The organism is Dyadobacter alkalitolerans DSM 23607 (genome assembly GCF_000428845.1).
GTDB lineage: Bacteria > Bacteroidota > Bacteroidia > Cytophagales > Spirosomataceae > Dyadobacter > Dyadobacter alkalitolerans.
In genome coordinates this window covers 535201-559407 of sequence record NZ_AUAS01000003.1, presented here as the reverse complement: position 1 = coordinate 559407, position 24207 = coordinate 535201, and the positions used below count along the sequence as shown (strand labels likewise).

General features: G+C 44.6%; 27 protein-coding genes. 12 read left to right on the top strand and 15 right to left on the bottom strand.

From position 1 onward, the window contains the following. Positions 1–184 precede the first annotated feature (184 nt). Positions 185–349, top strand: a complete 165-nt coding sequence (locus G395_RS32390; RefSeq protein WP_169720018.1) for a hypothetical protein — start codon at positions 185–187, stop codon at positions 347–349. Positions 350–418: 69 nt separating this feature from the next. On the opposite strand, the gene nagB is transcribed toward G395_RS32390, so the two are convergent. Beyond that, positions 419–2359, bottom strand: coding sequence for a glucosamine-6-phosphate deaminase (gene nagB / locus G395_RS0108415; protein WP_026629652.1), 1941 nt, complete (start codon positions 2357–2359; stop codon positions 419–421). Positions 2360–2572: 213 nt separating this feature from the next. Between nagB and glyA the strand changes: the two genes are divergently transcribed. From glyA to serS, 5 genes are all read left to right on the top strand, one after another. Next, positions 2573–3877: a serine hydroxymethyltransferase gene (glyA, locus tag G395_RS0108410; protein WP_026629651.1), complete on the top strand. Its 1305-nt coding sequence runs from the start codon at positions 2573–2575 to the stop codon at positions 3875–3877. A gap of 133 nt (positions 3878–4010) precedes the next feature. Beyond that, complete coding sequence (locus G395_RS0108405; RefSeq protein ID WP_026629650.1) at positions 4011–4712, top strand: tetratricopeptide repeat protein; 702 nt, start codon at positions 4011–4013, stop codon at positions 4710–4712. A gap of 104 nt (positions 4713–4816) precedes the next feature. After that, positions 4817–5323 (top strand): 6,7-dimethyl-8-ribityllumazine synthase, encoded by a 507-nt coding sequence (gene ribH, locus G395_RS0108400; protein ID WP_026629649.1) that lies wholly within the window; start codon positions 4817–4819, stop codon positions 5321–5323. Positions 5324–5399: 76 nt separating this feature from the next. Further along, the gene (locus G395_RS0108395) at positions 5400–6758 is read left to right on the top strand and encodes an aspartate kinase (protein ID WP_026629648.1); all 1359 of its coding nucleotides are present in this window, start codon (positions 5400–5402) and stop codon (positions 6756–6758) included. Position 6759: 1 nt separating this feature from the next. Further along, complete coding sequence (serS, locus tag G395_RS0108390; protein ID WP_026629647.1) at positions 6760–8052, top strand: serine--tRNA ligase; 1293 nt, start codon at positions 6760–6762, stop codon at positions 8050–8052. A 69-nt stretch (positions 8053–8121) separates the two neighbouring features. Here serS and G395_RS0108385 read toward each other — a convergent pair whose 3' ends face one another. Next, positions 8122–9381 (bottom strand): hypothetical protein, encoded by a 1260-nt coding sequence (locus G395_RS0108385; RefSeq protein ID WP_026629646.1) that lies wholly within the window; start codon positions 9379–9381, stop codon positions 8122–8124. Further along, entirely contained in the window at positions 9378–10646 is a 1269-nt protein-coding gene (locus G395_RS0108380) for a hypothetical protein (protein ID WP_026629645.1), read from the bottom strand. Before G395_RS0108380 ends, G395_RS0108385 begins: the two co-directional genes overlap by 4 nt. Before the next feature lie 72 nt (positions 10647–10718). Between G395_RS0108380 and G395_RS0108375 the strand changes: the two genes are divergently transcribed. Both G395_RS0108375 and G395_RS0108370 read left to right on the top strand, forming a co-directional pair. Continuing rightward, positions 10719–11858 carry an acyl-CoA dehydrogenase gene (locus G395_RS0108375; RefSeq protein ID WP_026629644.1) on the top strand — a complete coding sequence of 380 codons (1140 nt, stop codon included), beginning with the start codon at positions 10719–10721 and terminating at the stop codon, positions 11856–11858. 173 nt (positions 11859–12031) lie between these two features. Continuing rightward, a complete protein-coding gene (locus tag G395_RS0108370) occupies positions 12032–12961 on the top strand; it encodes a helix-turn-helix domain-containing protein (RefSeq protein WP_026629643.1) in 930 nt (309 codons plus the stop codon). Between the two features lie 63 nt (positions 12962–13024). Here G395_RS0108370 and G395_RS0108365 read toward each other — a convergent pair whose 3' ends face one another. Further along, complete coding sequence (locus tag G395_RS0108365; RefSeq protein WP_026629642.1) at positions 13025–13459, bottom strand: nuclear transport factor 2 family protein; 435 nt, start codon at positions 13457–13459, stop codon at positions 13025–13027. Between the two features lie 110 nt (positions 13460–13569). Here G395_RS0108365 and G395_RS0108360 point away from each other — a divergent pair, with 110 nt between their 5' ends. Next, positions 13570–13962, top strand: coding sequence for a hypothetical protein (locus tag G395_RS0108360; RefSeq protein WP_211237754.1), 393 nt, complete (start codon positions 13570–13572; stop codon positions 13960–13962). On the opposite strand, the gene nadD is transcribed toward G395_RS0108360, so the two are convergent. From nadD to G395_RS0108325, 7 genes are all read right to left on the bottom strand, one after another. Beyond that, positions 13963–14535 carry a nicotinate (nicotinamide) nucleotide adenylyltransferase gene (gene nadD, locus G395_RS0108355; protein ID WP_026629640.1) on the bottom strand — a complete coding sequence of 191 codons (573 nt, stop codon included), beginning with the start codon at positions 14533–14535 and terminating at the stop codon, positions 13963–13965. After that, positions 14532–15098, bottom strand: coding sequence for a guanylate kinase (gene gmk, locus G395_RS0108350; protein ID WP_026629639.1), 567 nt, complete (start codon positions 15096–15098; stop codon positions 14532–14534). The genes nadD and gmk overlap by 4 nt, the downstream gene beginning before the upstream one ends. A gap of 10 nt (positions 15099–15108) precedes the next feature. Next, complete coding sequence (locus G395_RS0108345) at positions 15109–15399, bottom strand: phosphohydrolase (protein WP_051350062.1); 291 nt, start codon at positions 15397–15399, stop codon at positions 15109–15111. 84 nt (positions 15400–15483) lie between these two features. After that, on the bottom strand, positions 15484–16071 hold the full coding sequence (locus G395_RS0108340) for a sigma-70 family RNA polymerase sigma factor (RefSeq protein WP_026629637.1): 588 nt from the start codon (positions 16069–16071) through the stop codon (positions 15484–15486). 234 nt (positions 16072–16305) lie between these two features. Next, a complete protein-coding gene (locus G395_RS0108335; protein ID WP_026629636.1) occupies positions 16306–16809 on the bottom strand; it encodes a hypothetical protein in 504 nt (167 codons plus the stop codon). Beyond that, on the bottom strand, positions 16806–17645 hold the full coding sequence (gene mreC, locus G395_RS0108330; RefSeq protein ID WP_026629635.1) for a rod shape-determining protein MreC: 840 nt from the start codon (positions 17643–17645) through the stop codon (positions 16806–16808). The genes G395_RS0108335 and mreC overlap by 4 nt, the downstream gene beginning before the upstream one ends. Before the next feature lie 34 nt (positions 17646–17679). After that, complete coding sequence (locus G395_RS0108325; RefSeq protein ID WP_019946014.1) at positions 17680–18705, bottom strand: rod shape-determining protein; 1026 nt, start codon at positions 18703–18705, stop codon at positions 17680–17682. A gap of 175 nt (positions 18706–18880) precedes the next feature. Here G395_RS0108325 and G395_RS0108320 point away from each other — a divergent pair, with 175 nt between their 5' ends. The 3 genes from G395_RS0108320 to G395_RS0108310 are packed head-to-tail and all read left to right on the top strand — an operon-like array spanning position 18881 to position 22012. Next, complete coding sequence (locus G395_RS0108320; protein WP_026629634.1) at positions 18881–20383, top strand: GH3 auxin-responsive promoter family protein; 1503 nt, start codon at positions 18881–18883, stop codon at positions 20381–20383. Positions 20384–20401: 18 nt separating this feature from the next. Continuing rightward, complete coding sequence (locus G395_RS0108315; RefSeq protein WP_026629633.1) at positions 20402–21562, top strand: 1-deoxy-D-xylulose-5-phosphate reductoisomerase; 1161 nt, start codon at positions 20402–20404, stop codon at positions 21560–21562. Beyond that, complete coding sequence (locus G395_RS0108310; RefSeq protein ID WP_026629632.1) at positions 21563–22012, top strand: hypothetical protein; 450 nt, start codon at positions 21563–21565, stop codon at positions 22010–22012. Between the two features lie 72 nt (positions 22013–22084). On the opposite strand, the gene G395_RS0108305 is transcribed toward G395_RS0108310, so the two are convergent. Genes G395_RS0108305 through G395_RS0108290 form a run of 4 tightly spaced genes read right to left on the bottom strand, consistent with a single transcriptional unit; the run spans position 22085 to position 24200 of the window. Then, entirely contained in the window at positions 22085–22849 is a 765-nt protein-coding gene (locus tag G395_RS0108305; RefSeq protein ID WP_026629631.1) for a glycosyltransferase family 2 protein, read from the bottom strand. A gap of 44 nt (positions 22850–22893) precedes the next feature. After that, a complete protein-coding gene (locus tag G395_RS0108300) occupies positions 22894–23718 on the bottom strand; it encodes a glycosyltransferase family 2 protein (protein WP_026629630.1) in 825 nt (274 codons plus the stop codon). A gap of 15 nt (positions 23719–23733) precedes the next feature. Further along, complete coding sequence (locus G395_RS0108295; protein WP_026629629.1) at positions 23734–23958, bottom strand: DUF2283 domain-containing protein; 225 nt, start codon at positions 23956–23958, stop codon at positions 23734–23736. Between the two features lie 2 nt (positions 23959–23960). Further along, positions 23961–24200 (bottom strand): hypothetical protein, encoded by a 240-nt coding sequence (locus tag G395_RS0108290; RefSeq protein ID WP_026629628.1) that lies wholly within the window; start codon positions 24198–24200, stop codon positions 23961–23963. Between the last annotated feature and the right edge of the window lie 7 nt (positions 24201–24207).

Genomic DNA, 24207 nt, shown 5'->3' with positions numbered 1-24207 from the left:
GTTCAATTTCGGCGGGTAGCAACCTTGTAGCACTTGCTTTTAGTAGAATCTACAATAGAATAATTACATTGTTTATAAAAATTTTCTACAATTTTCGAACGTTTTTGGAGAATTACTTTGTTGGCATTAAATAAAAACGCTAACTTGGGATATCAAACTCCTATGTTAATAACCTGAACCTGATATGAAAACGCCGATTTCAAAACGATTTAACTTTACGATGGCATTGCAGTGGCTGATATTTTTGCCAATTATTCTGCCGCTCTGCATAATCTTCGGCGCTATCGAAGGCGTTGTCAAAATGGTCGAAAAAATGGCCCAGCGAATGTGGATGGATATGGAATTATAAATGCAAAATGATATATAAAGTAAAAGCCCGATGTGACAACACCGGGCTTTTACTTTATATATTAAAATCTTAGAATTTCCACCTTACAAAAGCTTCCATCGCCTCGTATTCCGCCAAGCCAAGCTCATCGTACAAATGTGCAGTTGCGCGGTTGCGCTCTTCCGCGCGTTGCCAGAATTCCCTCGAATCTTCGCCTTGAAACACAACGCCATCCTTTTGCGACTGGTGTTTGAAAATTCCCTGACGTTTTTTCAAAACCTGGTCCGGGCTCATTGGAACAGCCATTTCGATTTCATAAATATCCCATTCAGCCCATGCTCCGCGGTATAGCCATACCCAGCAGTCCTTCATGAAGTTTTTATGTTTCGAGCGCTGTAATGCTGCTTCAATAGCATCCCAGCACACCTTATGCGTTCCGTGCGGATCGGCGAAGTCACCGGCTGCATAAATTTGATGCGGTTTTATTTCTTCGATCAGGTTTTCAATGATCTTGATATCTTCCTCACCGATCGGTTTTTTCTGAACGGTCCCTGTTTCGTAAAAAGGCATGTTGAGGAAGTGCGCCTGGCTTGTAGGGATGCCAACAAAACGACAAGTTGCTTTGGCTTCACCCTGGCGAAGCAATCCTTTCACTTTCCTGATCTCAGGCGTGTCGATTTCGCTGTCTTTCGTATGTTTCAAAAACTCCTTCGCATCCAGGAACATCTGATTCGCTTGCGGGCTGTCAATTCCGAATCCTTTATTGAAGTCAACTACGAAATCGATAAAACGTAATGCTTCATCATCGGCAACGGCAATGTTACCGGAAGTTTGGTAAGCCACATGCACCTCATGTCCCTGATCCACCAATCGCTGGAATGTTCCACCCATGGAGATAATGTCGTCATCCGGGTGCGGACTGAAAATCAACACGCGTTTCTTGGATGGCTGCGCTCTCTCAGGACGGTGGGTGTCGTCTGCATTAGGCTTACCGCCCGGCCATCCGGTAATAGTATGTTGTAATTGATTAAATACATTGATATTGATCTCATAGCCAGAACCATATTGCGCCAGCAAATCGCTCATACCATTATCATTGTAATCTTTATCTGTCAGTTTAAGAATCGGCTTGTTTAGCGAGCTGGATAAATGCGTGATCGCCTTTTTGATCATTTTATTATCCCAAACCACCGAATCAACCGCCCATGGCGTTTTAATCCGCGTCAGTTCAGAAGCCGCGCTTTCATCCACAACGAAAGAAACGTCCGGATGCGCCTGCAAGTAAGATGCTGGGTTCAGTTCCGTAACAGGACCTTCCACTGCACCGCGGATCACCGAAGCTTTTCTTTCACCCCAAGCCAAAAGAACGATGCGGCGGGCATTCAAAATGGGCGCAACACCCAGTGTAATGGCTTTGCGGGGCACATTATGCAATCCGCCAAATTCCATCCCTGCGGCAACCCGCGTTGAATGATCGAGTGTAATCAATCTCGTGCGTGAATTGATTAACGATCCCGGTTCGTTAAAACCAATGTGGCCATTTCCCCCGATCCCTAAAAGCTGGAAATCCAGGCCGCCGACAGCATTTATTTTATTTTCGTAGGATGTGCAGTAATCACGTAATAATGCAGGAGGAACTGTGCCGTCCGGAAGGAAGTAATTCTCTTTCGGAATGTCTACATGATCAAACAGCTGCTCTTTCATGAAGCGGTGGTAACTGTAAATCGATTCCGGCTCCATTTGGTAATATTCATCCAGGTTGAATGAAATTACATTTTTAAAACTCAAACCCTCTTCCCTGTGCATGCGCACGAGAATTGCATAAACCGTTTTTGGTGAAGATCCAGTCGCTAAGCCCAAAACACATTTCTTACCCTCTTTCTGCTTCTGGCGGATCAAGTCTGCAATTTCCTTTGCTACTGCATTGGAAGCCTCTTTGGAATCGGCGAAAATTTGAGTCGGTATTTTTTCGTAGGTGATTGGCTGTCCGATCGTTCCGGGCGTTCCCTTTCCGTTGTTGGAAGCTTGCATCAAAATTGTTTGTGAATTCACCGATTGCTGGCTCATATTATGCTTGAATTTATTTATAAGAGTTTATGAATAGACAGGGTAGGAAATCGAGAGCAAAAATACAACTCAAAACGAATATTATTAAAAAAATTTAAAAAATAAACGCATCCAGAAATATTCTTATTTTTGCACCCAAATCTACGAAATCATCACACCATTTTCCCAATACAACCCATGTCTACACTCACCAGCGTTGAACGTGACACCACCATTTTTGATCTTATTAATAGAGAAAAACATCGTCAGGAATCTGGCATCGAGCTCATCGCGTCTGAGAACTTCACTTCCAGACAGGTTATGGAGGCGTCTGGAAGCGTTTTGACAAACAAATATGCAGAAGGATTGCCAGGTAAGCGTTACTATGGTGGCTGTGAGGTTGTGGATGAGATAGAACAAATTGCAATTGACCGTTTAAAGGAGCTTTTTGGAGCAACCTGGGCAAACGTTCAGCCGCATTCGGGTGCGCAGGCAAATACAGCTGTGTTTCTTGCATGCCTGAATCCGGGCGATAAAATCATGGGTTTCAACCTTTCGCATGGTGGTCACTTGACGCACGGCTCGCCGGTTAACATTTCAGGTAAATATTTTCAGCCTATATTTTACGGTGTAGAAGCTGAAACAGGATTGATAGATTGGGATAAAGTAGAGGAAACGGCTGTAAGAGAGCGTCCAAAACTTTTGATCTGCGGAGCTTCCGCATATAGCCGCGACTGGGATTACGCACGTTTGCGTTCGATCACAGATCAGATTGGTGCATTATTGATGGCGGATATTGCTCACCCTGCCGGCTTGATCGCCAAAGGTTTATTGAATGATCCGTTTGATCATTGCCACATTGTAACAACCACAACGCACAAAACACTTCGCGGCCCTCGCGGCGGTGTGATCATGATGCGTAATGATTTTGAAAACCCATTTGGTATCAAAACGCCAAAAGGCCAGTTGCGCACAATGTCTTCGCTTTTGGATTCGGGTGTATTTCCTGGAACACAGGGCGGACCTTTGGAGCATATCATTGCTGCTAAGGCGATTGCATTCGGGGAAGCATTGAGCGAAGGTTACTACAACTACGCAGTTCAGGTGAAAAAGAATGCGCAGGCAATGGCGAAAGCATTTGTAGATAAAGGTTACGGCATTATCTCCGGCGGAACAGATAACCATTTGATGCTGATCGACCTTCGGACGAAAAATGGTCAGAACCCTGGCTTAACCGGAAAATTGGCAGAAAATACATTGATTAAGGCGGACATTACCATTAATAAGAATATGGTGCCATTCGATGACAAATCACCGATGATCACTTCGGGAATCCGTGTTGGAACGGCTGCGGTAACTACCCGTGGAATGGTCGAAACGGATATGGAGCGCATTGTGGATTTCATTGATACTGTGCTTGTTAATCACGATCAGGATGCCAAGATCGCAGCTGTGAAAGGTGAGATCAATAACTGGATGAAACAATTTCCTTTGTATATCTGATATTTAGCTTTTCAAATAGCGACAGCGCATCGGTTATCCGGTGTGCTGTTTTTTTTGTTTATTCCGATGTTTTTTAGCAATAAAATTTCGTTTAGTTTTCATAACTTTGCACTCCAAAATCGAATTAATTGATATGAGCAAGAAAAACACGGACGAATCCGGGCTTGAAATTATTGAAACTCCGGAAGCATTAGCTGGCCAGATCAATAAAGCGGAGGTTTTTTTTATTAAAAATCGCAAGATAGTTTTAGGGATAGCAGGGGCGGTTGTGCTAGCAGTTGTCGCTTTTGCCGGATATCGTTTTTACATCGATGGTCAAGAAGGCACAGCCCAGGATGCACTTGCAAATGTCGTTTACGATTTTGAAGCTGACTCATTACAAAAAGCATTGAACGGAAGCGGTGGCAATGAAGGACTTTTGTCTATTGCTGATTCTTATAAAGGAACTGACGCTAGTAATTTGGCGAATTTCTATGCCGGTGTGGCATTATTGAAACAAGGAAAATATGATGATGCGATCAAGCATCTTCAATCATTCAGCTCATCTGATCTTTTGGTTCATGCGCGGGCGCAATCTTTGATTGGTGATGCATATCTTGAAAAGAACCAACCAGCTGAGGCAATTTCTTTTTATAAAAAGGCTGCGGATTACGAGAAGAACGAATACTTCACGCCGGTTTATTTAATGAAATTAGCTATCGCACAGGAAAAAGCAAACCAGCCCGCTGACGCAGTGTCCACATATAAACGTGTTATCGACGAGTTTCCTCTTTCATCGGAAGTGGTAAACGCGAAGAAATACATGGGAGTATTAGAGGGACAGGTCGGCAAATAATGGTTAACCATTACTGTTTCTGAAAAGGATAAAGCCGACAAAGGTTTTATCCTTTTTTTATTTGCCCAATCAATCATTTACATCCAATAATCCGCTGATCCATTATGTCGAGTGCTGACAAGAATTTAAGTGTTTTCAAAACGGAAGGCCTGCCGGACATTAGCTCAAAAAAGTTTGGAATCCTCGTCGCCGAATGGAATACCGAGGTGACCGAGAAGCTTTTTGAAGGGGCTTACCAAACATTGATCAATCACGGAGCTTCTCCGGAGAACATTGAAAGGGGCAATGTGCCGGGCAGCTTCGAGCTCACACTAGGCGCACAATGGTTCGCAGAACGCAGGGACATTGACGCCGTAATCGCATTAGGCGTCGTGATCCAGGGCGAAACTAAGCACAACGATTATATCAATCACGCTGTGGCACAAGGCATTACCAATGTAAGTCTGAAATCCGGCAAACCCGTTATTTTTGGAGTCCTGACACCCAACAATATGGAACAAGCCCTAGACCGCGCAGGCGGCGTCCACGGAAACAAAGGCGACGAAGCCGCGATAACGGCGATTAAGATGCTAGGCTTATACAATCAGATCGCTACGGCGGGCGCTTATTAAGTGATTACAGATCGTTAGGTCATTAAGTTTTTAAATCATTCAGTCATTCACTCATTCTCTCATTCAATCATTAAATATGCAAGTCTGGAAATTTGGCGGGACTTCGGTAGGAAAGCCGGAACGCATGCATTCAATCCGCGAACTTCTTAACGGCGATCCCAATCGCAAGATCGTTGTTTTGTCCGCATTATCCGGTTCTACCAATGCGCTTATCGCTATTGGTGAGGCTGCGAAGACTTATGACGATGCAAAAGCGAATTCGTTGACGGAAGATTTGAAATCGCACTATCTGTTGTTCATTAAAGAGTTATATGCAACTGATGCAGGCTTAGAGGAAGGAAAGAACATTGTTGAAACTGAGTTTAGCTTCATTAAGTCTCTGATTGGGATCAAGCCATTTACGATTAAACAGGAAAAAGAACTGGTTGCAGAAGGCGAAATCCTGAGCACCAAAATGTTCCAGGCTTACCTGGAAGAAAAAGGAGAAAACTCCGTATTGCTGCCTGCACTCGATTTCATGCGCATCGACGCAGACGGCGAGCCGGAATTGGCAACTATTGAAGATAAATTGGTAACGATTTTAAATCAATACACAGACAAGCAGACGATCATTACGCAAGGTTTCATTTGCAGAAACCCGCGCGAAGAAGTTGATAACCTAAAAAGGGGAGGCTCTGATTACACAGCATCTCTCATTGGTGGCGCGATCCGTGCCGATGAAATCCAGATCTGGACCGACATTGACGGAATGCATAATAATGATCCGCGCATTGTAAAAAGAACTTTTCCAATTCGCGAGCTGACATTTGAAGAAGCGGCAGAACTGGCTTATTTCGGTGCGAAGATTTTACACCCAAGCACGATCACGCCAGCTAAACTTCGCGGTGTTCCGGTTCGGTTGAAAAACACCATGCAGCCCGAAGCCCCCGGCACATTAATCGCAAATCAGACTTCGGACCGCGACATTAAGGCGATTGCGGCAAAAGACAACATTACCGCGATTTACATTCATTCAACCCGTATGCTGAATGCCTACGGCTTCCTTCGTAGGGTGTTCGAGATTTTTGAAAAATACAAAACACCTGTCGATATGATCACCACTTCCGAAGTCTCGGTTTCGGTGACGATTGACAATTCTGAAAACCTGGAACAGATAACTGCGGAGCTTCGGGAATTTGCTGATTTGGAGGAACATGATCGCGATCAGAATATCATTTGTATCGTAGGAAATTTCAGTGCAGATAAAGAAGGAATTGCTTTAAAAGTGCTGGACGCGATGAAAAACATTCCTATACGAATGATTTCGTATGGTGCATCGGAACATAACCTATCGCTGCTCATCCATTCCAAATACAAGGCAGAAGCACTGAATGTGCTGAATGAGCGCCTGTTTTACTACGAAGATGCAATGAAGGACATTTTTACAGCACCCTGATATGTTACAAACGAATTTCATCCGCGAAAACCGTGACTTCACGATCGCCGGATTAACAAAAAAGCATTTTAAAGACGCAGCTGAAGCTGTGGACCTGATTATAGAATTAGATAAAAAGCGCAGAGGTTTACAGCAGGACCTGGACGAAACATTGGCCCAATCGAATGCAAAAGCTAAGGAAATCGGCGGATTAATGAAAGCCGGAGCAACCGCCGAAGCGGAAGCTGCGAAAGCCGAAACTACGGTGCTGAAAGAGCGTTCCAGGTCATTGGACGAATCACACAAGGAGATTGAAGCCAGGTTGCTTCAAGAGCTCGTTAAGCTGCCTAATTTGCCCCATGAAAGCGTGCCGGAAGGGAGAACGGCAGAAGACAATGTAAATGTGTTAGAGGCAGGCAACAAGCCAGTTTTGCCACAAGGCGCATTGCCCCATTGGGAGCTGATTGAAAAGCTTGGAAAAAACCAGGCGCCGATCATTGATTTTAAATTAGGAAACAAAATTTCGGGTGCCGGATTTCCAGTCTATAAAGGAAAAGCAGCCAGGCTTCAAAGGGCAATGATCGCTTTTTTCCTGGACGAAGCAGGGAAAGCGGGTTATACCGAAGTGCAGCCTCCTATTGTAGTCAATGCAGATTCAGGTTTTGCTACGGGCCAGTTGCCGGATAAGGAAGGCCAGATGTATCACGATGCGCAGGACGACCTTTACCTGATTCCAACAGCAGAAGTGCCGGTTACCAACCTTTATCGCGACGTGATCGTTGCGGAAAGCGAGCTTCCGGTGAAGAATGTTGCTTATACACCATGTTTCCGCAGGGAAGCGGGCAGCTGGGGCGCACACGTGCGGGGTTTGAACCGTTTGCACCAGTTTGATAAAGTCGAAATTGTGCAGATAAATAAGCCGGAGGATTCTTACAAAGCATTGGATGAAATGGTGGAGCACGTGAAAGGTCTTTTGACGAAGCTGGAACTGCCTTACCGCATTTTAAGGCTTTGCGGAGGTGACATGGGCTTTACATCGGCCCTTACTTACGATTTTGAAGTCTGGTCTGCCGGGCAGGAGCGCTGGCTGGAATGCAGTTCTGTTTCCAATTTTGAAACTTACCAGGCCAACCGGTTGAAATTGAGATACAAAACTGCCGACAAGAAAACGCAGCTGCTGCACACATTAAACGGCTCTGCGCTCGCATTGCCGCGCATTGTGGCCGCTTTGCTGGAAAACAATCAGCAAGCCGACGGCACCGTTAAAATCCCCGTCGTGTTGGTTCCCTACTGCGGTTTTGATACGATAGAATAGCATTACTATTCTTTCCAATGCAAAAAGCCTTCGTTCATAGCGAAGGCTTTTTTGTAATGTATAAGAAGCTTATGATTTTGAATGATACAATGCCGCTTCTCTTTTAGGGAATGCTAGCCATATAAAATAACCTGTCAGCAATACAATGCAAACCTGCATAGCGTAATCAACAAACAATTCAAAAGAGGCAAATGTATCAAACGGCGTCATATAACAAGGCATACCAAGCCGCCACCAATACGACGGATGCACCACGCACAGCACATTGAAAATAAGCAATAATGTAACCTGAATCGGGCTTTTCCAATCAATTACATAAAAAACCAGCGGGATCAGGAACAGGAAAATGTAGTTGCTGTAAGCGCTTTGCTGGACGATCATCATGGTCGCATAAAGCACAATCCAGACGCGGGATAACATGATCCTGAAATCTGCTTTTTGAAGCCTTAATGCCGCCAGACAAGCTAATCCAACCGAAATAACAAGTCCGATCCAGTTCCAGAACTTCTCACCAACACCAATGTGATTGAAAAACCAAGGGTTGATGATGGCCGGGATGTTTGGCGCCCGCAAGGTTTTGGCTTCGTCCAGCGGTTGCGTAAATTCCCAACCTACCAGCGGATAAAGAATAGCAAGCGAAATCACGCCCACAATGGCCATGGGAATAAACAGCCTTAATTTATGTTTTTCCAAAATAAACAAAGGCACCAGAATGAGCACGAAAATGGCCTTCGTCATCAGCAATCCCAATGCTAAAATCAATGCATACCATTCCACGCGCAATGTCCGCTCGCGAACAAGATAAGCCAGGATCACAAACAGCCACATCCAAACATCTTCCTGGGCACCGATAATGCAAAGCACCAGTCCGCCCGGTAAAAGATAATACAGCAGCGATTTGAAAAGGAAAATGCCGCGCGACTGAAACGGCCGGAAGAAATGGTAAGAAGCCCACAATGCAACTCCATCCATGATAGCCATGGTTAACACGATCATTTTAGGATGATACCAGATTTTCAGGAACGCGCCTAAAAAGTAAGGATATAATGGCGAGTAAGGCGACCAGAAATCGCGGTAAACGACTTGGCCTAATGATGCTTTGCTGCCTTCGTCCCAGAAGCCGTTGACGTCGGAAGTGGGTTCGAGGCCGGCGATAAGATAGATCAATATAAAAGGAGCAAGCCGAAAAAGTGCCCAGCCAGCGGCTAACATTACATTGACCGGCTTGTTTTCCAGCCATTTTGTAAGCGTATCCTTTTTGAAAAGAACAATCCCAACCAGTAAGATACAAATCAGGCTGATGCCCAGTTTTGCCAGGACGATGCTCATGCAGTTGTCAGTTTTTCAGAAACCACCGCGCGGTAAGTTTCTCGCAGGATCCAGAAAAAGCACAGCACATTGAGGATTTGCAGGCAATATTCGAATAAGTAGGAAACGTTGCTGAACATGCCCAGAGATGTGTAGGCAGGCTGTTTGATATAAACCCAAACAAACGGCTGCACCACCGTAAGCCAGTTCACGGCCAGTAAAACCACAACGTGGAATGTTTTCCGGACATCAATGATCTCAAAAAGAACGGCCATTAAGTAAGCGATCAGATAAGCACCCATGGCACTTGCCTGGAAAATCATCATACACACAAAGCAGGCAATGAAAATGCCTGGAAGCACCTCATTAATGTGCCTATGCCTTGCTTTGTAAGCCATAAATGCTGGAACGAAAACCGTGAACAACAGCCCGATCCAGTTGATCATGGTTGATTTTTTCTCGTTCACCGTATAAAAGAGCTCAACAAATGGCCTTGTTATCGAAAACAGATTAGGTGTCATAAGCTGCTCCGTATGCTGAATCGGCATTAAAAACAGGTCGCCGATCTGCCAGTAAAGAAATCCAATTGCCGGCAGCCCAACCGCTGCCATTACCAAAAGCATTTTGATTGGTTTTTTGACAACCAGCAAAAGTGCAGGCAATAAGAAAATAAAGGTTACCTTGATCGTCAGTAGCGCCAAAGCATATAGCAGCCCGATGCCGACTTCGTAATTAACGGGTTTTTTAATGGTAAAGCGCCAGATAATCAATGCAGCGCCCCAAAACCAAACCTCTTCCTGCCCATCCACAAGAATGTACATAAACCCGGCGGGAAGCATATAATAAATGACAGCCAGTTGTAAAGCATTGTTAATCCGGCTTTTATAGGTGCTGTAAGTAAGCCAGAGTATAAAGCTTTCCATAAGGACCATAAACAGCACAATGGCCCGGGAATTATGCCAGATCCAGACCGGTATGCTTATAATGTAAGCATACAGCGGCGCATGGTAAGACCAGAAATCGCGATACACGAAGCCGCCTGCCTTTGCAGCTTCCGCTTTGTAAAAAAAGAAAGGAATGTCGCCTCTCGGATCTTCATTAACGATCAGGAAAATGCCTATCCAGGGAATGAGTCTAAGCAAAACAAAAGCAATCCCTAAAACCACTTTTTCGTTCTCTTTTTGCCATTTAGCGAAGAGCCCCGACTTGCTGATCGTCCAGATTATTCCAAACGTGAGCAGAAGGTTAAGAAAGAGTTTTGTATAAAAAACGGTAAGAACAGGCATTTTTTGCAGCAAAATTTGAGCAAACTTAACATAAATAATCACGTCATGCCATATCATGCACAGTTATTTGGAATGGATTTCAACCTCAGCGAAGAGCATGTCGCCGTTCAGGAAGCAGCCCGCGATTTTGCTGTAAATCATTTATTCCCTGGCGTGATTGAGCGGGATGATGAGCAAAAATTCGACAAAGTTCTCCTCAGGCAAATGGGCGAGCTGGGGTTTCTGGGCATGATGGTTTCGCCTGAATATGGCGGCGGAGGCATGGACACGCTTTCTTATGTGATCGCTATGGAGGAAATTTCCAAGGTGGATGCGTCCGCCGGCGTGATAATGTCGGTCAACAATTCGCTGGTTTGCTGGGGGCTGCAAATGTTCGGATCGCCTGAACAGAAAGCGAAATATCTCACCAAGCTTGCTACGGGCGAAATGATCGGTGCCTTCTGCTTGTCGGAGCCGGAAGCGGGATCCGATGCCACTTCACAGCATACGACTGCCGTGGATATGGGCGACTATTATTTATTGAACGGCACTAAAAACTGGATCACCAGCGGCAACACTTCGGACGTTTGCCTCGTAATGGCTCAGACACACCCGGAAAAGGGACACAAGGGGATCAATGTGTTGATTGTAGAGAAGGGAATGGAAGGTTTTGTAGTTGGTAAAAAAGAAAACAAAATGGGCATCAGGGCATCCGACACCACTTCATTGCTTTTTACAGACGTTAAAGTGCCTAAACAAAACAGGATCGGGGAGGATGGGTTTGGCTTCAAGTTTGCCATGAGTACATTGAATGGTGGCCGGATCGGTATTGCGGCACAGGCACTTGGCATTGCGGCAGGCGCGTTTGAGCTATCGCTGCAATATTCCAAACAAAGAAAGACTTTCGGCAAACCGATCAGCGAGCACCAGGCCATTCAATTCAAATTGTCGGAAATGGCGACAAGGCTCGAAGCAGCACGCTTACTTGTTTATAAAGCAGCCCGGCTCAAAGACGAAGGAAAAGATTACATTCAAGCCTCGGCAATGGCGAAACTATATGCCTCTGAAACCGCCATGTGGCTGACTACGGAAGCGGTACAGATTCATGGCGGTTATGGTTATGTGAAAGAATATCATGTTGAGCGCCTGATGCGCGACGCAAAAATCACCCAGATTTATGAGGGTACCTCTGAAATCCAAAAACTTATAATCGCCCGTGAGCTCCTGAAATAATTTGATTTAGGGCATCCTGGCCGATTTATTCGAAATCTTGGATTTAAATGATACAGAAATATCACTTTTTTTTAGTTTTTTGTCAATATATACTTGTATTAGTTTTGTACAATTTATTAGATTTGTACAAAATTTGAAACAACGGTCAAAAGGGCCCTTAATTATAAACAAGTATGGAAGACTATAATAAGATTATTGAGTCGCTGGGGGTAAAGTTTGTGAAAGCGCGTCACATCAGAATTTTGCAACCGATAACCATCAAAAACTTTTACGACGTCCAGAATTCGTTAACAATTTTATACGACGGGGAGGTTTCTTTTGGTTCTGAAGAGTCGCAAAGAGTTGAGGAGGGCGATATGCTTTTCATCCCGGGTGGTAAGCACGCAACGGTAACATATGGCAATGGGCAGACTGCCAAGACCGTTTCGAATGAGGAGTTCATGACCAACCGTGATAATTACATTGAGGCGGGCCATGATCCGGCATTGATCGGAAAATTGCCTAACTCATTTGGTTTGATATCTTTTGAAGCCAAGGTTTTTGATACAGTAAACTTTTTCACTTCTCTGGACGTTCCGCCGTTTTTGATCAAAAGAGACGATCAGATCGCGATCACAATTAACCAGATCCTGACAGAAGATATGCTTGATACACCGGGAAAAGGCCGTATCATTAAAATCAAGACAGAAGAGGTTGTGATCGAGATCATTCGCTACATCTTGAAAAACAAATTGTTTGTTGAGCAACTTGTAACAAACAGCACGTATTTCAAAGATCCTCGTTTGATCGACATTTTCGCTTACATCAAGGATAATCTGGGTGGCGATCTTTCTAATAAGGTTTTGGCTAATGTTGCGAACGTGTCCGAAGATTACGTAGGACAATATTTCAAAATGCTTACCGGAATCAACCCACAGGATTATATCGAATATCAGCGCATGGAAAAAGCCGTTGACTTGCTGCGTACATCCAAGAAAAGCATTCGTGCGATCGGCTCGGATGTGGGTTACAAAGACACCGCTTATTTCTGTCGTCGCTTTAAAATGATGTTCGGGATTCCAGCCGGCAAAATGCGCCGCCGTGAATCATTGATGAACGTATAGTAATCAGAGATTTGATAAAATGAGAAAGAGAACCACACCGGTTCTCTTTTTTGTTTCTATTAGTCACTGAACCGGCGTAAACTGCACAGCAACCACTTTCCAGCGCCCGCCGGACTTTACACAAGCCGACATATAGGAAAGCGTTCCCTGAAACCCATTGTTTTCAATGCGCGCGCGCACATCCCACATTCCGTTCACGAGCATTACATCCCCGTATGTACGTGTACGTGCACCGGAAAGCATGCCCGAGTCCACGACGATCATGCCTTGGGAAACAGCCTGTATCAATGCGCGGCCTTCAATGGGCTGTCCCTGCAAACCCACCACGCTGAAATCGTTTGAGACGAGGCTTTCCAATGCTTTGGCATCTTCGTCCAGCAACGCTTGGAAAAACAGATTGGAGCAGTCCATTCCGTCCCGGGGCTGCACAGGGGTTGTCTGTGCTCGTGATAGGAAGGATAAAGAGAGTCCCAGGATGATGAATGTAAATGTTTTCATGCAGCGACGTGTATGGTGTGGTGTATCGCTAAAAGTATCAAAACAAATTTACCTCCTGAAATTATATGATTAGATTCGTCTTTGTTTTGGAATAAAATCAGGATAGTGCAATGAATAAGTTGATTTCCAGGAATTTGGTGTTTGCGATGCTTTTGGGCTTTGCTGCCTGCTCTTCACCACCCGATAAGCTCGGAAGCCTGGACCTCGTAAAATGGCGCGGCGACAGAGGCGGCTGCAATGATGTGCGCGCAGGGCTGGAAAAGGATTTCAAAACCGTTGAACCGCAGCTAAAAGGTAAATTTGCCGACGATATAGGCGATTTGCTGGGCCGTCCGGACATTCACCAGCTTGGCGAAAGAAACCAGAAGTTCTACGTTTATTTTCTTTCCAAAGGCGAGCAATGCGATGACATTAAGGCAAAATCAAATGCGCCGAAAGTGATTCTGAAATTCAATGCAGTAGGATTGCTTAGCGAGATCACTTACCAATCGCGTCCTTTGTGATCAGAGATAGAATTTCTTGATCTTAATAAGCTGTTCCACAGGCTCCGGAACAAGATAACGGATAGATTTGCCATTTTGTAAACTGGCGCGAATGTAGGTGGCCGATATGTCCAGCAAAGGCGCTTCGACGAATTTTACAGCAGGATGATTCCCAAATGCATGTACTTTTGAATTCGGGCGGGGATATACGTAAAGGCCGGTATATTCCAATATTTTATCGTGGTTTTTCCAGTTCGGAAACTGCGCCAGATTGTCTTCTCCCATGATCAGCCTGAATTCATGCTGCGGAAATTTCTCCCGCAAACGGATCAATGTGTCAATGGTGAAGCTGGGCCTGGGCATGTGAAATTCCACATCTGTGGCCCGGAATGCAGCATTATCGGAAATGGCGCGTTGAACAAGATCATAACGGTCAAATTCGTGCAGTAAGCTGCTGTTTTTCTTGAATGGGTTCTGAGGGCTTACTACAAACCAAACCTGCTCCAGATCTGTGGATGTGGCCATGGTGTTGGCAATGATCAGATGCCCGACATGAATAGGATTGAATGATCCGAAAAAGAGTCCGATTTTCATTGAATAAAATCCAGAACCAATGCTTCCGCTTTTTTGAGTGTTTCGTCAAGATCATCATTCACGAGCACAACGTCAAACTTATCTTCGAAGCTTAGCTCGTAACGGACCTTTCCAAGGCGGGTTTCCAGTGATTTTTCGGTTTCTGTGCCGCGTTCGCTGAGGCGGCGGATGATTTCGGCTTCGGAAGAGACTTTTACAAAAACGGCCAATGCATTGTCACGGTAAATTTCTTTCAATTTAAGACCGCCCTTTACATCAACATCAAACAAAACCTGTTTCCCCTCATTCCAAAGCCGCTCAATCTCCGTTTTGAATGTGCCGTAATAATTTCCCGCATAAACCTCTTCCCACTCCGCAAACTCGTTGTTGGCAATGCGCTCCCGAAATTCCTTTTTCGGGATGAAATAATAATCTTTTCCGTTCACCTCATGGTCGCGCTGTTCCCTTGTAGATGCAGAAACAGAGAAAGCAAGAAGGTCGGGATATTTTTTAAGAAGATGCCTTACTATTGTAGTTTTTCCGGAACCGGACGGAGCGGAAAATATGATAAGCTTACCTTTCACACGAACAGCATTAACTGTTTATTTTTGAAATAATTGTCTTTAGAATGCTCTCAGGGCAAGGCTTCTTTTCGATCTTAAAATTAAGGGATTCTTTGATGCATTTTTCCAGTCTGTAAGACTCGATGCAAGGCAGGCATTTATCCATGTTTTCACGAAAATGATCCTTCTCGGCCTCGGTTGCTTCATCGTCAAGAATGGCCTGAATTACCTTCATGCATTCAAGATGATGCTCGCATTTCTGCTTCATGGGTTGTTTTTGCGCTTCTTCAGTTATTGAAGGCGTGGTAGGGGATGCATTCATTATTAAAATGAAAAATAAGGAATAATGGAATATATGTACAGTTGTACCCTATAACCGAAGAGGTTACAAAAAAAGTTTCACAACCTATGAATCATATCCCATCGAGCTTGCGTAACTCTTTAATTTTTCTTTCAATAAGTTACGCGCACGGTGCAGTCTTGACCTTACAGTACCAATCGGAATGTCCAGGATCTTGGCCATTTCTTCGTATGTAAAACCTTCAATATCACATAAAATGATCACCGTACGGAAGTCTACCGGCAGCGCATTTAATGCATTTGCAACCTCATCACCTATTAATTCCTGAACTGCATCCGCCCGAAGATCGACCGTGTAAGTTGTATCAGAAGCTTCCTCAGAGTTGTAAGTAGTTTCAACTTCCTGATAATCTACTTTGGAAGGCTCCTTACTTTTCTTGCGGTAATCATTTATAAAACTATTCTTGAGAATACGGAAAAGCCATGCTTTTGCATTGGTGCCTTGCTCAAAAGAAGAAATAAAACGGAAAGCCTTTAAATATGTGTCCTGAACCAGGTCATTTGCATCGTCTTCGTCCATAGTAAGGCGAAAGGCGAAATTATACATGGAGTCAATGTGTGGCATGAACTCACGGTTAAAAACTTCATAACGAAGGTCATCCGTGTATTCATTAGTCGTGAGCGTTTCTGACATGGCAACTAACATAGGAATGCTGAATTTACAAAGATTAACAACAGCTCCAAATCGTACAAATTAAAATTTGATGAATGGCTTATTGAAGCTACTTAACAGCCATCTTTTCACGATAAAAAATAAATCAACCGGGAACCGCATCCTAAAATATTCCAAATTGAATTGCCTCCTGCCGTATTTAATGTATCAACATCAAATTTCGAGCCACGAAAGTTTCGTGTCAAAATGTCATATTTAACGTTTGGAAAAAAGTTCCAGGAGTATAATTAGAAGGGTAGTAAACAGCACACTGGCGCCAATGCGGATCAGTGTGTAAAGGATCATTCCAAAATGATTGATCTCCATTAAAAAGAGCATGGAATGATGCAGCAGGATAAGCGGTAAAACGTAACCAAGAAATGCGCCCAGACCTTGCGCCCTTATGCCAACCTCTGCACGTTCCGCGCCGCGGGATTTCATCTGGTAATGGATGAGGAAAGGTCTCAGGTAAGCGATCAAAACGGTGGCCGAAGCGTGCATCCCAAATGTGTTGGAAAACACGTCTACGGTGAAGCCAATGCCGAAAGCGATCAGCAATAGATACATTCTGTCCACATCGGCAGGAAGCAACAACACGCCGGCAATGTATATAAAACAGAAAGCGTAGTTGAACAACACGACATTCCGCATGAAGAAGATCTGCAGGAACAGATACAACAGGATCATCAGGGAATATTGTATTGCCTCGCGTAAACTCATTTGGTATTTATCGTACGTAATTTAAGACTATCCTGCTCCCCAAGTTGTTGATTTTGTACCACATAAACGTAAGAGAGGTTCCGGAAATCGGTTGCAAGCCTTAATACAATGTTGTAAAAGGTCTGATTCGGATGCACACTTACCGTCTCCACCCTACCCACCATAATGCCGGGAGGAAACACAGAATTTTGGTCAGAGGTAACCGCCGAGTCTCCCTTAAAGATCTTGGTATACTTCGAAACATCGATCATATCAATAAAATTGGGATCCTTTCCAGGCCATTTCGCATAACCAATTTCCTTGCTCCTGACAAGCTTGGACGACACCATAAACTGCGAATGCAGGATGGAAGTAACCACAGAAAAGTTCTCTGAACAAAACCTGACCTTCCCAACTACGCCGGTCGCTGAAATAACGCCCATCCCGGGCTTGATCCCGTCAGAGCTCCCCTTATCGATCGTCAGCACATTGTTGGTCTTGTTGGTCTCATTATCAACCACTTTCGCCACGGTAAAGGTGAAGCGTGATGCAAATGATGAGTCCGGAACGTAGCCAGCCGGCGAATCGATGGGTTTTGTCTGCGTTAATGCTGTAACAGTGGCACGAAGCCGTGCATTTTCATTCGCTAATGCGGAGTTCACCTCGTCCAGTTTCGTATATTCCTTTGCTGAATTCGAAAAAGCCAATGTTTTGGCGACATAATAGTTCGAAGTGTTGAAATAAGTTGCGCCCCAATAAGTGTTACTGCGCACAATTAACCATACACTGAGAACTTCCAGCAAAATAAATACCAAAAAGAAACGATTCCGGACAACGAAATCAACGAGTTGGAGCATGGGCTAAAGTGTTCACATCGTGAACGATCCAATACTACGAAATCAGTACCGGCTTGTACAATTCAAGATTTTTAAGGACTTCGCCTGTTCCTTTCACTACGGCTTTTAAAGGATCATCCGCAATGTGAACGGGAAGCTTGGTTTTCTGAGCGATGCGTCGGTCGAGGCCGTGAATAAGCGCCCCACCGCCTGTCAGATAAATACCATTCTTAAATATATCCGCAGAAAGTTCGGGAGGAGAAATTTCAAGTGCCTTCATGACACCTTCCTCAATTTTAGAGATTGATTTATCGAGAGAATAAGCAATTTCGCTGTAAGTAACGCGGATTTCCTTTGGAATCCCGGTCATTAAGTCACGTCCGCGGATCTGGTAATCATCCAATGGAATTTCCAATTCCGGAGAAGCAGAGCCGATGGCCATTTTAATCAATTCCGCAGAGCGCTCACCGATCAGCAGGTTGTGCTCACGGCGCATGTAATCAACGATGTCTCTTGTAAATACATCACCCGCAATCCGGACAGACTGCTCACAAACGATCCCTGACAATGCTATAACAGCGATTTCCGTAGTTCCACCGCCAATGTCAACGATCATCACCCCATTTGGCTGCGTAATGTCGATCCCGATCCCGATAGCAGCTGCGATCGGCTCGTGCACCATATATACTTCTTTCGCGCCTGCATGCTCGCATGAGTCTTTTACGGCACGTTTTTCAACTTCTGTAATCCCGGAAGGAATGCAAACCACCATGCGGTGGGAAGGTGTAAAAAAACGGCTGCCCGTATCGATCATTTTGATCATCCCGCGGATCATCATTTCGGCAGCAGTAAAGTCAGCAATTACACCATCTTTAAGTGGGCGGATCGTTTTGATATTCTCGTTGGTCTTCTCATGCATTTGCATAGCTGTGTGTCCGATGGCTAAAACTTTGCCCGTGGTTTTGTCCATGGCAATGATCGAAGGCTCGTCAACAACTACTGTATCTTTATGGATGATCAGGGTATTTGCGGTCCCCAAATCGATCGCTATATCGCTCGTCAAAAAATCAAACAATCCCATATATTTTTTTAAAATTTTCGCTCACTTTGATTTCAGGATGGCAAAATTACAGATAAATAACCACAAACAAAGGCATTTAAAAAATTTCGGCTAATGGCCGTTTTGGCCTCAAAAAAGCCTGTTAGGCGGCCTTGTAGAATAGAATTTACAAAACCTGTGTACCTTTGTTTTTACTATGGGAATCAGAGCACTATTGAGTGAGCCGCTGGCTCGATACATTGTACAGCAGCAACAGGATTGGATCTCGCGGAGCGTCGAAGTTCAGGAAAAATGGAGGGGTAATCTGGTCCGGAAAGCGCTTCATACGGAGTTTGGAAAAGATCATTTTTTTAAGGACATCCACAGCTATTCCGACTTCAAAGAAGCGGTCCCGGTTCATGATTACGAAGACCTTCGCAAATATATTGATAAGGTAAAAAACGGGGACGAAGACATTCTCTGGCCGGGCAAGCCCTTATATTTTGCCAAAACGTCAGGTACAACCTCGGGAACCAAGTACATTCCGATTTCCCGCGACTCGATTTCCAACCACATTGATTCTGCCCGCAATGCCATTTTGACGTATATAGCAGAAACCAAAAAAGCCCAATTTCTTGATAATAAGCTCATTTTCTTATCCGGAAGCCCAGTCCTGACGGAAACAGGCGGTGTACTGACAGGCCGCTTGTCAGGTATTTCCAATCACCACGTTCCGGGTTACCTCAGATCCAACCAAATGCCGAGCTACGAAACGAACTGCATTGAAGATTGGGAAACGAAGCTGGACAAGATCATCGACGAAACGCTCGACCAGCGCATGTCACTGATATCGGGCATTCCGCCGTGGGTACAAATGTATTTTGACAAGATTATCGAAAGGACCGGGAAAAAGATCAAAGACGTCTTTCCGGACTTTTCGCTCTTCATATATGGCGGGGTCAATTTCGAGCCTTACCGCGCCAAACTCTTTGAATCCATCGGAAAGAAGATCGATTCGATTGAGCTATATCCTGCTTCGGAAGGCTTTTTCGCCTATCAGGATTCACAAAATGACGACGGTTTACTGCTGCTTTTGGACACAGGCATCTTTTACGAATTCATTCCCGTTGAAAACTACTTCGACGAAAATCCCCGGCGATTATCCATCGGAGAAGTGCAAGTTGGGCAGAATTATGCGGTGATCGTGAATAATAATGCGGGGTTATGGGGCTATTCCTTGGGCGATACGGTGCGGTTTGTCTCTGTAAATCCGTACAAGATCCTGGTAACGGGCCGGATCAAGCATTTCATATCCGCATTCGGCGAACACGTGATCGGGGAGGAGATAGAAAAAGCATTGCGTTATGCCATGGAACGCCATCCTGAGGTTGAAGTTGTCGAGTTTACGGTTGCGCCAATGGTAAATTCTGAAAATGGCGGACTTCCTTATCATGAATGGTTGGTGGAATTCGCCGTCGAGCCTAATAATAAGGAGCAATTCGTGGCGGATGTCGACAGGAAGCTTACCGAACTCAACATCTATTACAAAGATCTGATCAAAGGCAGCATTTTGAAAACACTGGAACTGGTGCCATTACGCAAGAATTCATTTATCGACTACATGCGCGCGAATGGCAAACTAGGCGGCCAGAACAAAGTGCCCCGATTGTCCAACGACCGGAAAATCGCGGATGAACTGATCAAAATCAACCGGCAGTAATTTAACCTAAGCATCAGAATGAGAAAAAATATAGCAATTCTTGGATCAACGGGTTCGATCGGGACGCAGGCCCTGGAAGTGATTGATGCGAATCCTGAGATTTTTTCAGTATCCGTTCTTACTGCCCAGGACAATGCGGATCTGCTGATCGAGCAGGCAGCGAAATTTCTGCCCAAAGAAGTGGTTATCGGAAATGAAAAGCATTTTGATAAGGTTAAATCAGCCCTTTCTTCATTCAATATAAAGGTTTACAGCGGGATCGAAGCACTGGTTTCCGTCGTAGAATCGGAAGAAATTGACACGGTGCTTACGGCGATGGTGGGTTATGCCGGACTTTTGCCAACCATTCACGCCATTAAGGCTGGAAAAGACATTGCATTAGCGAACAAAGAAACGCTGGTTGTGGCCGGCGAGCTTATTACCGGACTAGCCAAACAATACGGCGTAAACATTTACCCGGTCGATTCCGAGCATTCTGCCATTTTCCAATGTCTGGTTGGGGAACAAGAAAACAAGATTGAAAAGATCATACTAACGGCTTCGGGCGGTCCATTCCGCGGCAAGGATCGGGCGTTTTTGGCTAATGTTACCAAAGCACAAGCATTAAAGCATCCCAATTGGAGCATGGGCGCCAAGATCACGATTGATTCGGCCACGCTCATGAATAAAGGGCTGGAAGTGATCGAGGCCAAATGGTTATTCGATCTCGAAGCTTCACAAATAGACGTCATCGTTCACCCGCAAAGCATTGTGCACTCGCTTGTGCAATTTGAGGATGGCAGCATAAAGGCACAAATGGGCTTGCCGGATATGAAATTGCCGATCCAGTATGCATTGCGTTATCCTGCGCGACTGAAATCGACTTTTCCAAGGTTTAACTTTATGGATTATCCTTCCTTAACCTTTGAAAAACCCGATCTGGACACTTTCAGGAACCTTGCGATTGCTTATGAAGTTTTGGAAAAAGGGGGAAATGCGGCTTGTATTGTCAATGCAGCCAATGAAATTGCGGTAGAAGCGTTTCTTCAGGATAAGATCGGATTTCTGGATATTTCGGACCTGATCATTGAAAGCCTTGCCAAAATGTCCTACATTTCCGCCCCGACGTATTATGACTACGTTCAAACCAATGAGGCGACAAGGCGTTTTGCTTCAGAACTGATACAGGTAAAAGTTTAAATGAAAACCACCCTACTAAAATATTTATCAGTTGCCCTTGCCAGTACGCTCAAATTTTTCGGAGGGCCCATTGCAGGGGTTGTCCTGAAACTAACGTGGCTTGAAACTGCTATTTGCTCGGCTATCGGCATGATGTTCAGCGTGTTCGTACTTACATATGTAGGCGGCGCGATTCAGAATTTTATCAAACAACGCAGAAAAACGCCGCCGAAAAAGTTCAGCCGGACCAATCGCATTGCGGTCAATATCTGGAAACGTTTTGGGATCATCGGCATCGCATTTCTGACGCCACCATTATTTACGCCGCTTTTCGGTCCCATCCTCGCCGTCGCCTTCAAAGCACCGCGTCCGGCTATTTTCCTGTGGATGTCCGCAAGCGCGATCATCTGGGGACTCGCCATTTCCTACATTGCGCACAAAATGACATTCGTCCAGGAATGGATTAAGTAAATGTTCAAGAAAAATTAGTGCTGACGGCCAGCGGATTAAGGTAACCCTGTCAATTCGCAAGTAATGATACTATTAGCGGCTGACTTCCTTTTTAGGCGCAGTGGATTTCTTCATAAAATCGCCTTGCGAGAAGTATTTTTCAATAAGGCAATACATTAAGATAAAGAAGTAACGACTTCCCATTTCCTTAATTTTCAGCTTTGATTCGCCGTATTTCCGGTTTGTCCAGCTATTTGGGACAACGGCATAATTGTAACCGCGCACCATTGCTTTTAATGGAAGTTCAATGGTAAGGTTAAAATGTGGAGCTAAAAATGGCTTAATGCCTTCAATGGTTTCTCTTTTATAAAGCTTAAATGCGTTGGTCGTATCATTGTATTTGATCCCCATCACCACTTTTACAATAAAATTGGCAACGCGGTTGATGACTTTTTTCAATGCAGGATAGTCAATGACCTTTCCACCCTTCTCCCAACGCGATCCAAAAACGCAGTCGTAATCGCCATCGAGCATTTTGTAATAATATTTTACCAAATCTTCCGGATCATCAGACATATCTGCCATGAAAACAGCCACGCAATCTCCCTTAAAACGCTCTAAACCATATCTAACCGCATAACCGAAGCCATTCGGGCCCGGATTTGTGTAGTAAACCAATGTTGGGATTTGAAGCGAAAGCTCGTCCAGCACACGAAGAGTTCCGTCTTTGGAATTATCGTTTGTGACGCATATTTCGTGAGGGATATTGTATTTATTTAATGTTTGGTGCAGCGATGTCAGAGTGTGTGTTATTGATTCCTCCTCATTATATGCTGGTATTACGACGCTTAGCTTCATAGATTGCAATTGTTGAAAACAGTACAAATTAAAGATTATTAATTTTAACTGCCAATTTTTTCAAATAAGGATAGCTGCTCATCGTAGCGAGCTAATGTCTTTGCGATAACCGCATCATATTTGTTGCCCAGCCATTTACCAACATTTTCAAACATATCCCTTCGGTTCTGCCAAAATTTTTGATTCGTGCTCGCATGCACATTGCTCAGCCCCGCGCTATGCTTGCGATACACGCCCATTGGCTCTGGAAAATAACCGATTTTGCCCTGCGCAGCCAATTGAATGATCACCGCCCAGTCGCCCGCAGCAGCTTTCGCGTGCCAATCGGCGAAGTCGATTTCAAGAAAATAATTCCTGTAAACCCAGCTGGCAGTGGCCATAAACCATTTGTCCTCCAAAATATCTTCAATGGTTGAAACAGCTTTCTGGTCCGGCAAATTAAAAAAATGTTCTGGCGACCCGTCTTCGTAGGTCACCAGAACGTTATGGTGGGATATAGCAAAATCCGGATTAGCATCCAAAAAATCGACTTGCTTCTGTAATTTCAGCGGATCGGTCCAGTAATCATCGCCCTCGCACATCGCCACATATTCGCCCTCGCAGGCTTTCAGCAATTGCAGGACGTTATTCCGCCCCGCAAATTCACGCGGCTCCTTGGGCCCCTGGTTCTCTGAATGTAAAAACGCCCGAATTCGTCCCGGATTTTTCTCCTGATATGCTCGAATGATGTCAGGCGTAGCATCCGTAGAAGCATCATCCCCAACCACGATCTCAAACTCAAAATCCGTAACCTGCATCAAAGCCCCATCAAGCATCTGCCCAATGTATCGCTCATGATTATATGTAGGAACGCAAACGGAAAGTTTCAAAGGAAAAGTAGAGAATTAGATATTAACGAGTTGTTTAACAGAACCTTGGCTGATCTGCTGGAAGGATAAGCCATGCACATTTGTCATATGCTGTGCATGTTCAATCGTCAAAGAAACCGGATTGCCATTCGCATCCAAATCGACCAGCATGTTCTCATTTACATCATCAGTAGACACTACCTCATTCTGATTAAAAACCAGTAAAAGCGTATCCGTATCTTGAAAATACCTGATATCCATGTCTAGCTTTCGGTTTTAAATGAGCGGTCGAAAAAGGCGTTGTGGACGGTTTCACCGTCGTCGAGTAGAACAATGCGTAAATATTTTTGGTTCTCCTCGATTTTTGCCCAGCGCCTTATCCGACCGTCTGACTGTATTTCCTCTTTTTCTGGAAAATGAAAGACTTGCTCAATCCATTCATTTTTTATTCCCTGACGATCACTTCGCTCTCTTGTGAACAAGAAATACTGTGTGTGTTTCATGAAGATT

Coding starts and splice junctions, on each gene's coding strand:
- G395_RS32390 (WP_169720018.1), top strand. CDS start 185: ATGAAAACGCCGATTTCAAAACGATTTAACTTTACGATGGCATTGCAG.
- nagB (WP_026629652.1), bottom strand. CDS start 2,359: ATGCAAGCTTCCAACAACGGAAAGGGAACGCCCGGAACGATCGGACAG.
- glyA (WP_026629651.1), top strand. CDS start 2,573: ATGTCTACACTCACCAGCGTTGAACGTGACACCACCATTTTTGATCTT.
- G395_RS0108405 (WP_026629650.1), top strand. CDS start 4,011: ATGAGCAAGAAAAACACGGACGAATCCGGGCTTGAAATTATTGAAACT.
- ribH (WP_026629649.1), top strand. CDS start 4,817: ATGTCGAGTGCTGACAAGAATTTAAGTGTTTTCAAAACGGAAGGCCTG.
- G395_RS0108395 (WP_026629648.1), top strand. CDS start 5,400: ATGCAAGTCTGGAAATTTGGCGGGACTTCGGTAGGAAAGCCGGAACGC.
- serS (WP_026629647.1), top strand. CDS start 6,760: ATGTTACAAACGAATTTCATCCGCGAAAACCGTGACTTCACGATCGCC.
- G395_RS0108385 (WP_026629646.1), bottom strand. CDS start 9,381: ATGAGCATCGTCCTGGCAAAACTGGGCATCAGCCTGATTTGTATCTTA.
- G395_RS0108380 (WP_026629645.1), bottom strand. CDS start 10,646: ATGCCTGTTCTTACCGTTTTTTATACAAAACTCTTTCTTAACCTTCTG.
- G395_RS0108375 (WP_026629644.1), top strand. CDS start 10,719: ATGGATTTCAACCTCAGCGAAGAGCATGTCGCCGTTCAGGAAGCAGCC.
- G395_RS0108370 (WP_026629643.1), top strand. CDS start 12,032: ATGGAAGACTATAATAAGATTATTGAGTCGCTGGGGGTAAAGTTTGTG.
- G395_RS0108365 (WP_026629642.1), bottom strand. CDS start 13,459: ATGAAAACATTTACATTCATCATCCTGGGACTCTCTTTATCCTTCCTA.
- G395_RS0108360 (WP_211237754.1), top strand. CDS start 13,570: ATGAATAAGTTGATTTCCAGGAATTTGGTGTTTGCGATGCTTTTGGGC.
- nadD (WP_026629640.1), bottom strand. CDS start 14,535: ATGAAAATCGGACTCTTTTTCGGATCATTCAATCCTATTCATGTCGGG.
- G395_RS0108345 (WP_051350062.1), bottom strand. CDS start 15,399: ATGAATGCATCCCCTACCACGCCTTCAATAACTGAAGAAGCGCAAAAA.
- G395_RS0108340 (WP_026629637.1), bottom strand. CDS start 16,071: ATGTCAGAAACGCTCACGACTAATGAATACACGGATGACCTTCGTTAT.
- G395_RS0108335 (WP_026629636.1), bottom strand. CDS start 16,809: ATGAGTTTACGCGAGGCAATACAATATTCCCTGATGATCCTGTTGTAT.
- mreC (WP_026629635.1), bottom strand. CDS start 17,645: ATGCTCCAACTCGTTGATTTCGTTGTCCGGAATCGTTTCTTTTTGGTA.
- G395_RS0108325 (WP_019946014.1), bottom strand. CDS start 18,705: ATGGGATTGTTTGATTTTTTGACGAGCGATATAGCGATCGATTTGGGG.
- G395_RS0108320 (WP_026629634.1), top strand. CDS start 18,881: ATGGGAATCAGAGCACTATTGAGTGAGCCGCTGGCTCGATACATTGTA.
- G395_RS0108315 (WP_026629633.1), top strand. CDS start 20,402: ATGAGAAAAAATATAGCAATTCTTGGATCAACGGGTTCGATCGGGACG.
- G395_RS0108310 (WP_026629632.1), top strand. CDS start 21,563: ATGAAAACCACCCTACTAAAATATTTATCAGTTGCCCTTGCCAGTACG.
- G395_RS0108305 (WP_026629631.1), bottom strand. CDS start 22,849: ATGAAGCTAAGCGTCGTAATACCAGCATATAATGAGGAGGAATCAATA.
- G395_RS0108295 (WP_026629629.1), bottom strand. CDS start 23,958: ATGGATATCAGGTATTTTCAAGATACGGATACGCTTTTACTGGTTTTT.
- G395_RS0108290 (WP_026629628.1), bottom strand. CDS start 24,200: ATGAAACACACACAGTATTTCTTGTTCACAAGAGAGCGAAGTGATCGT.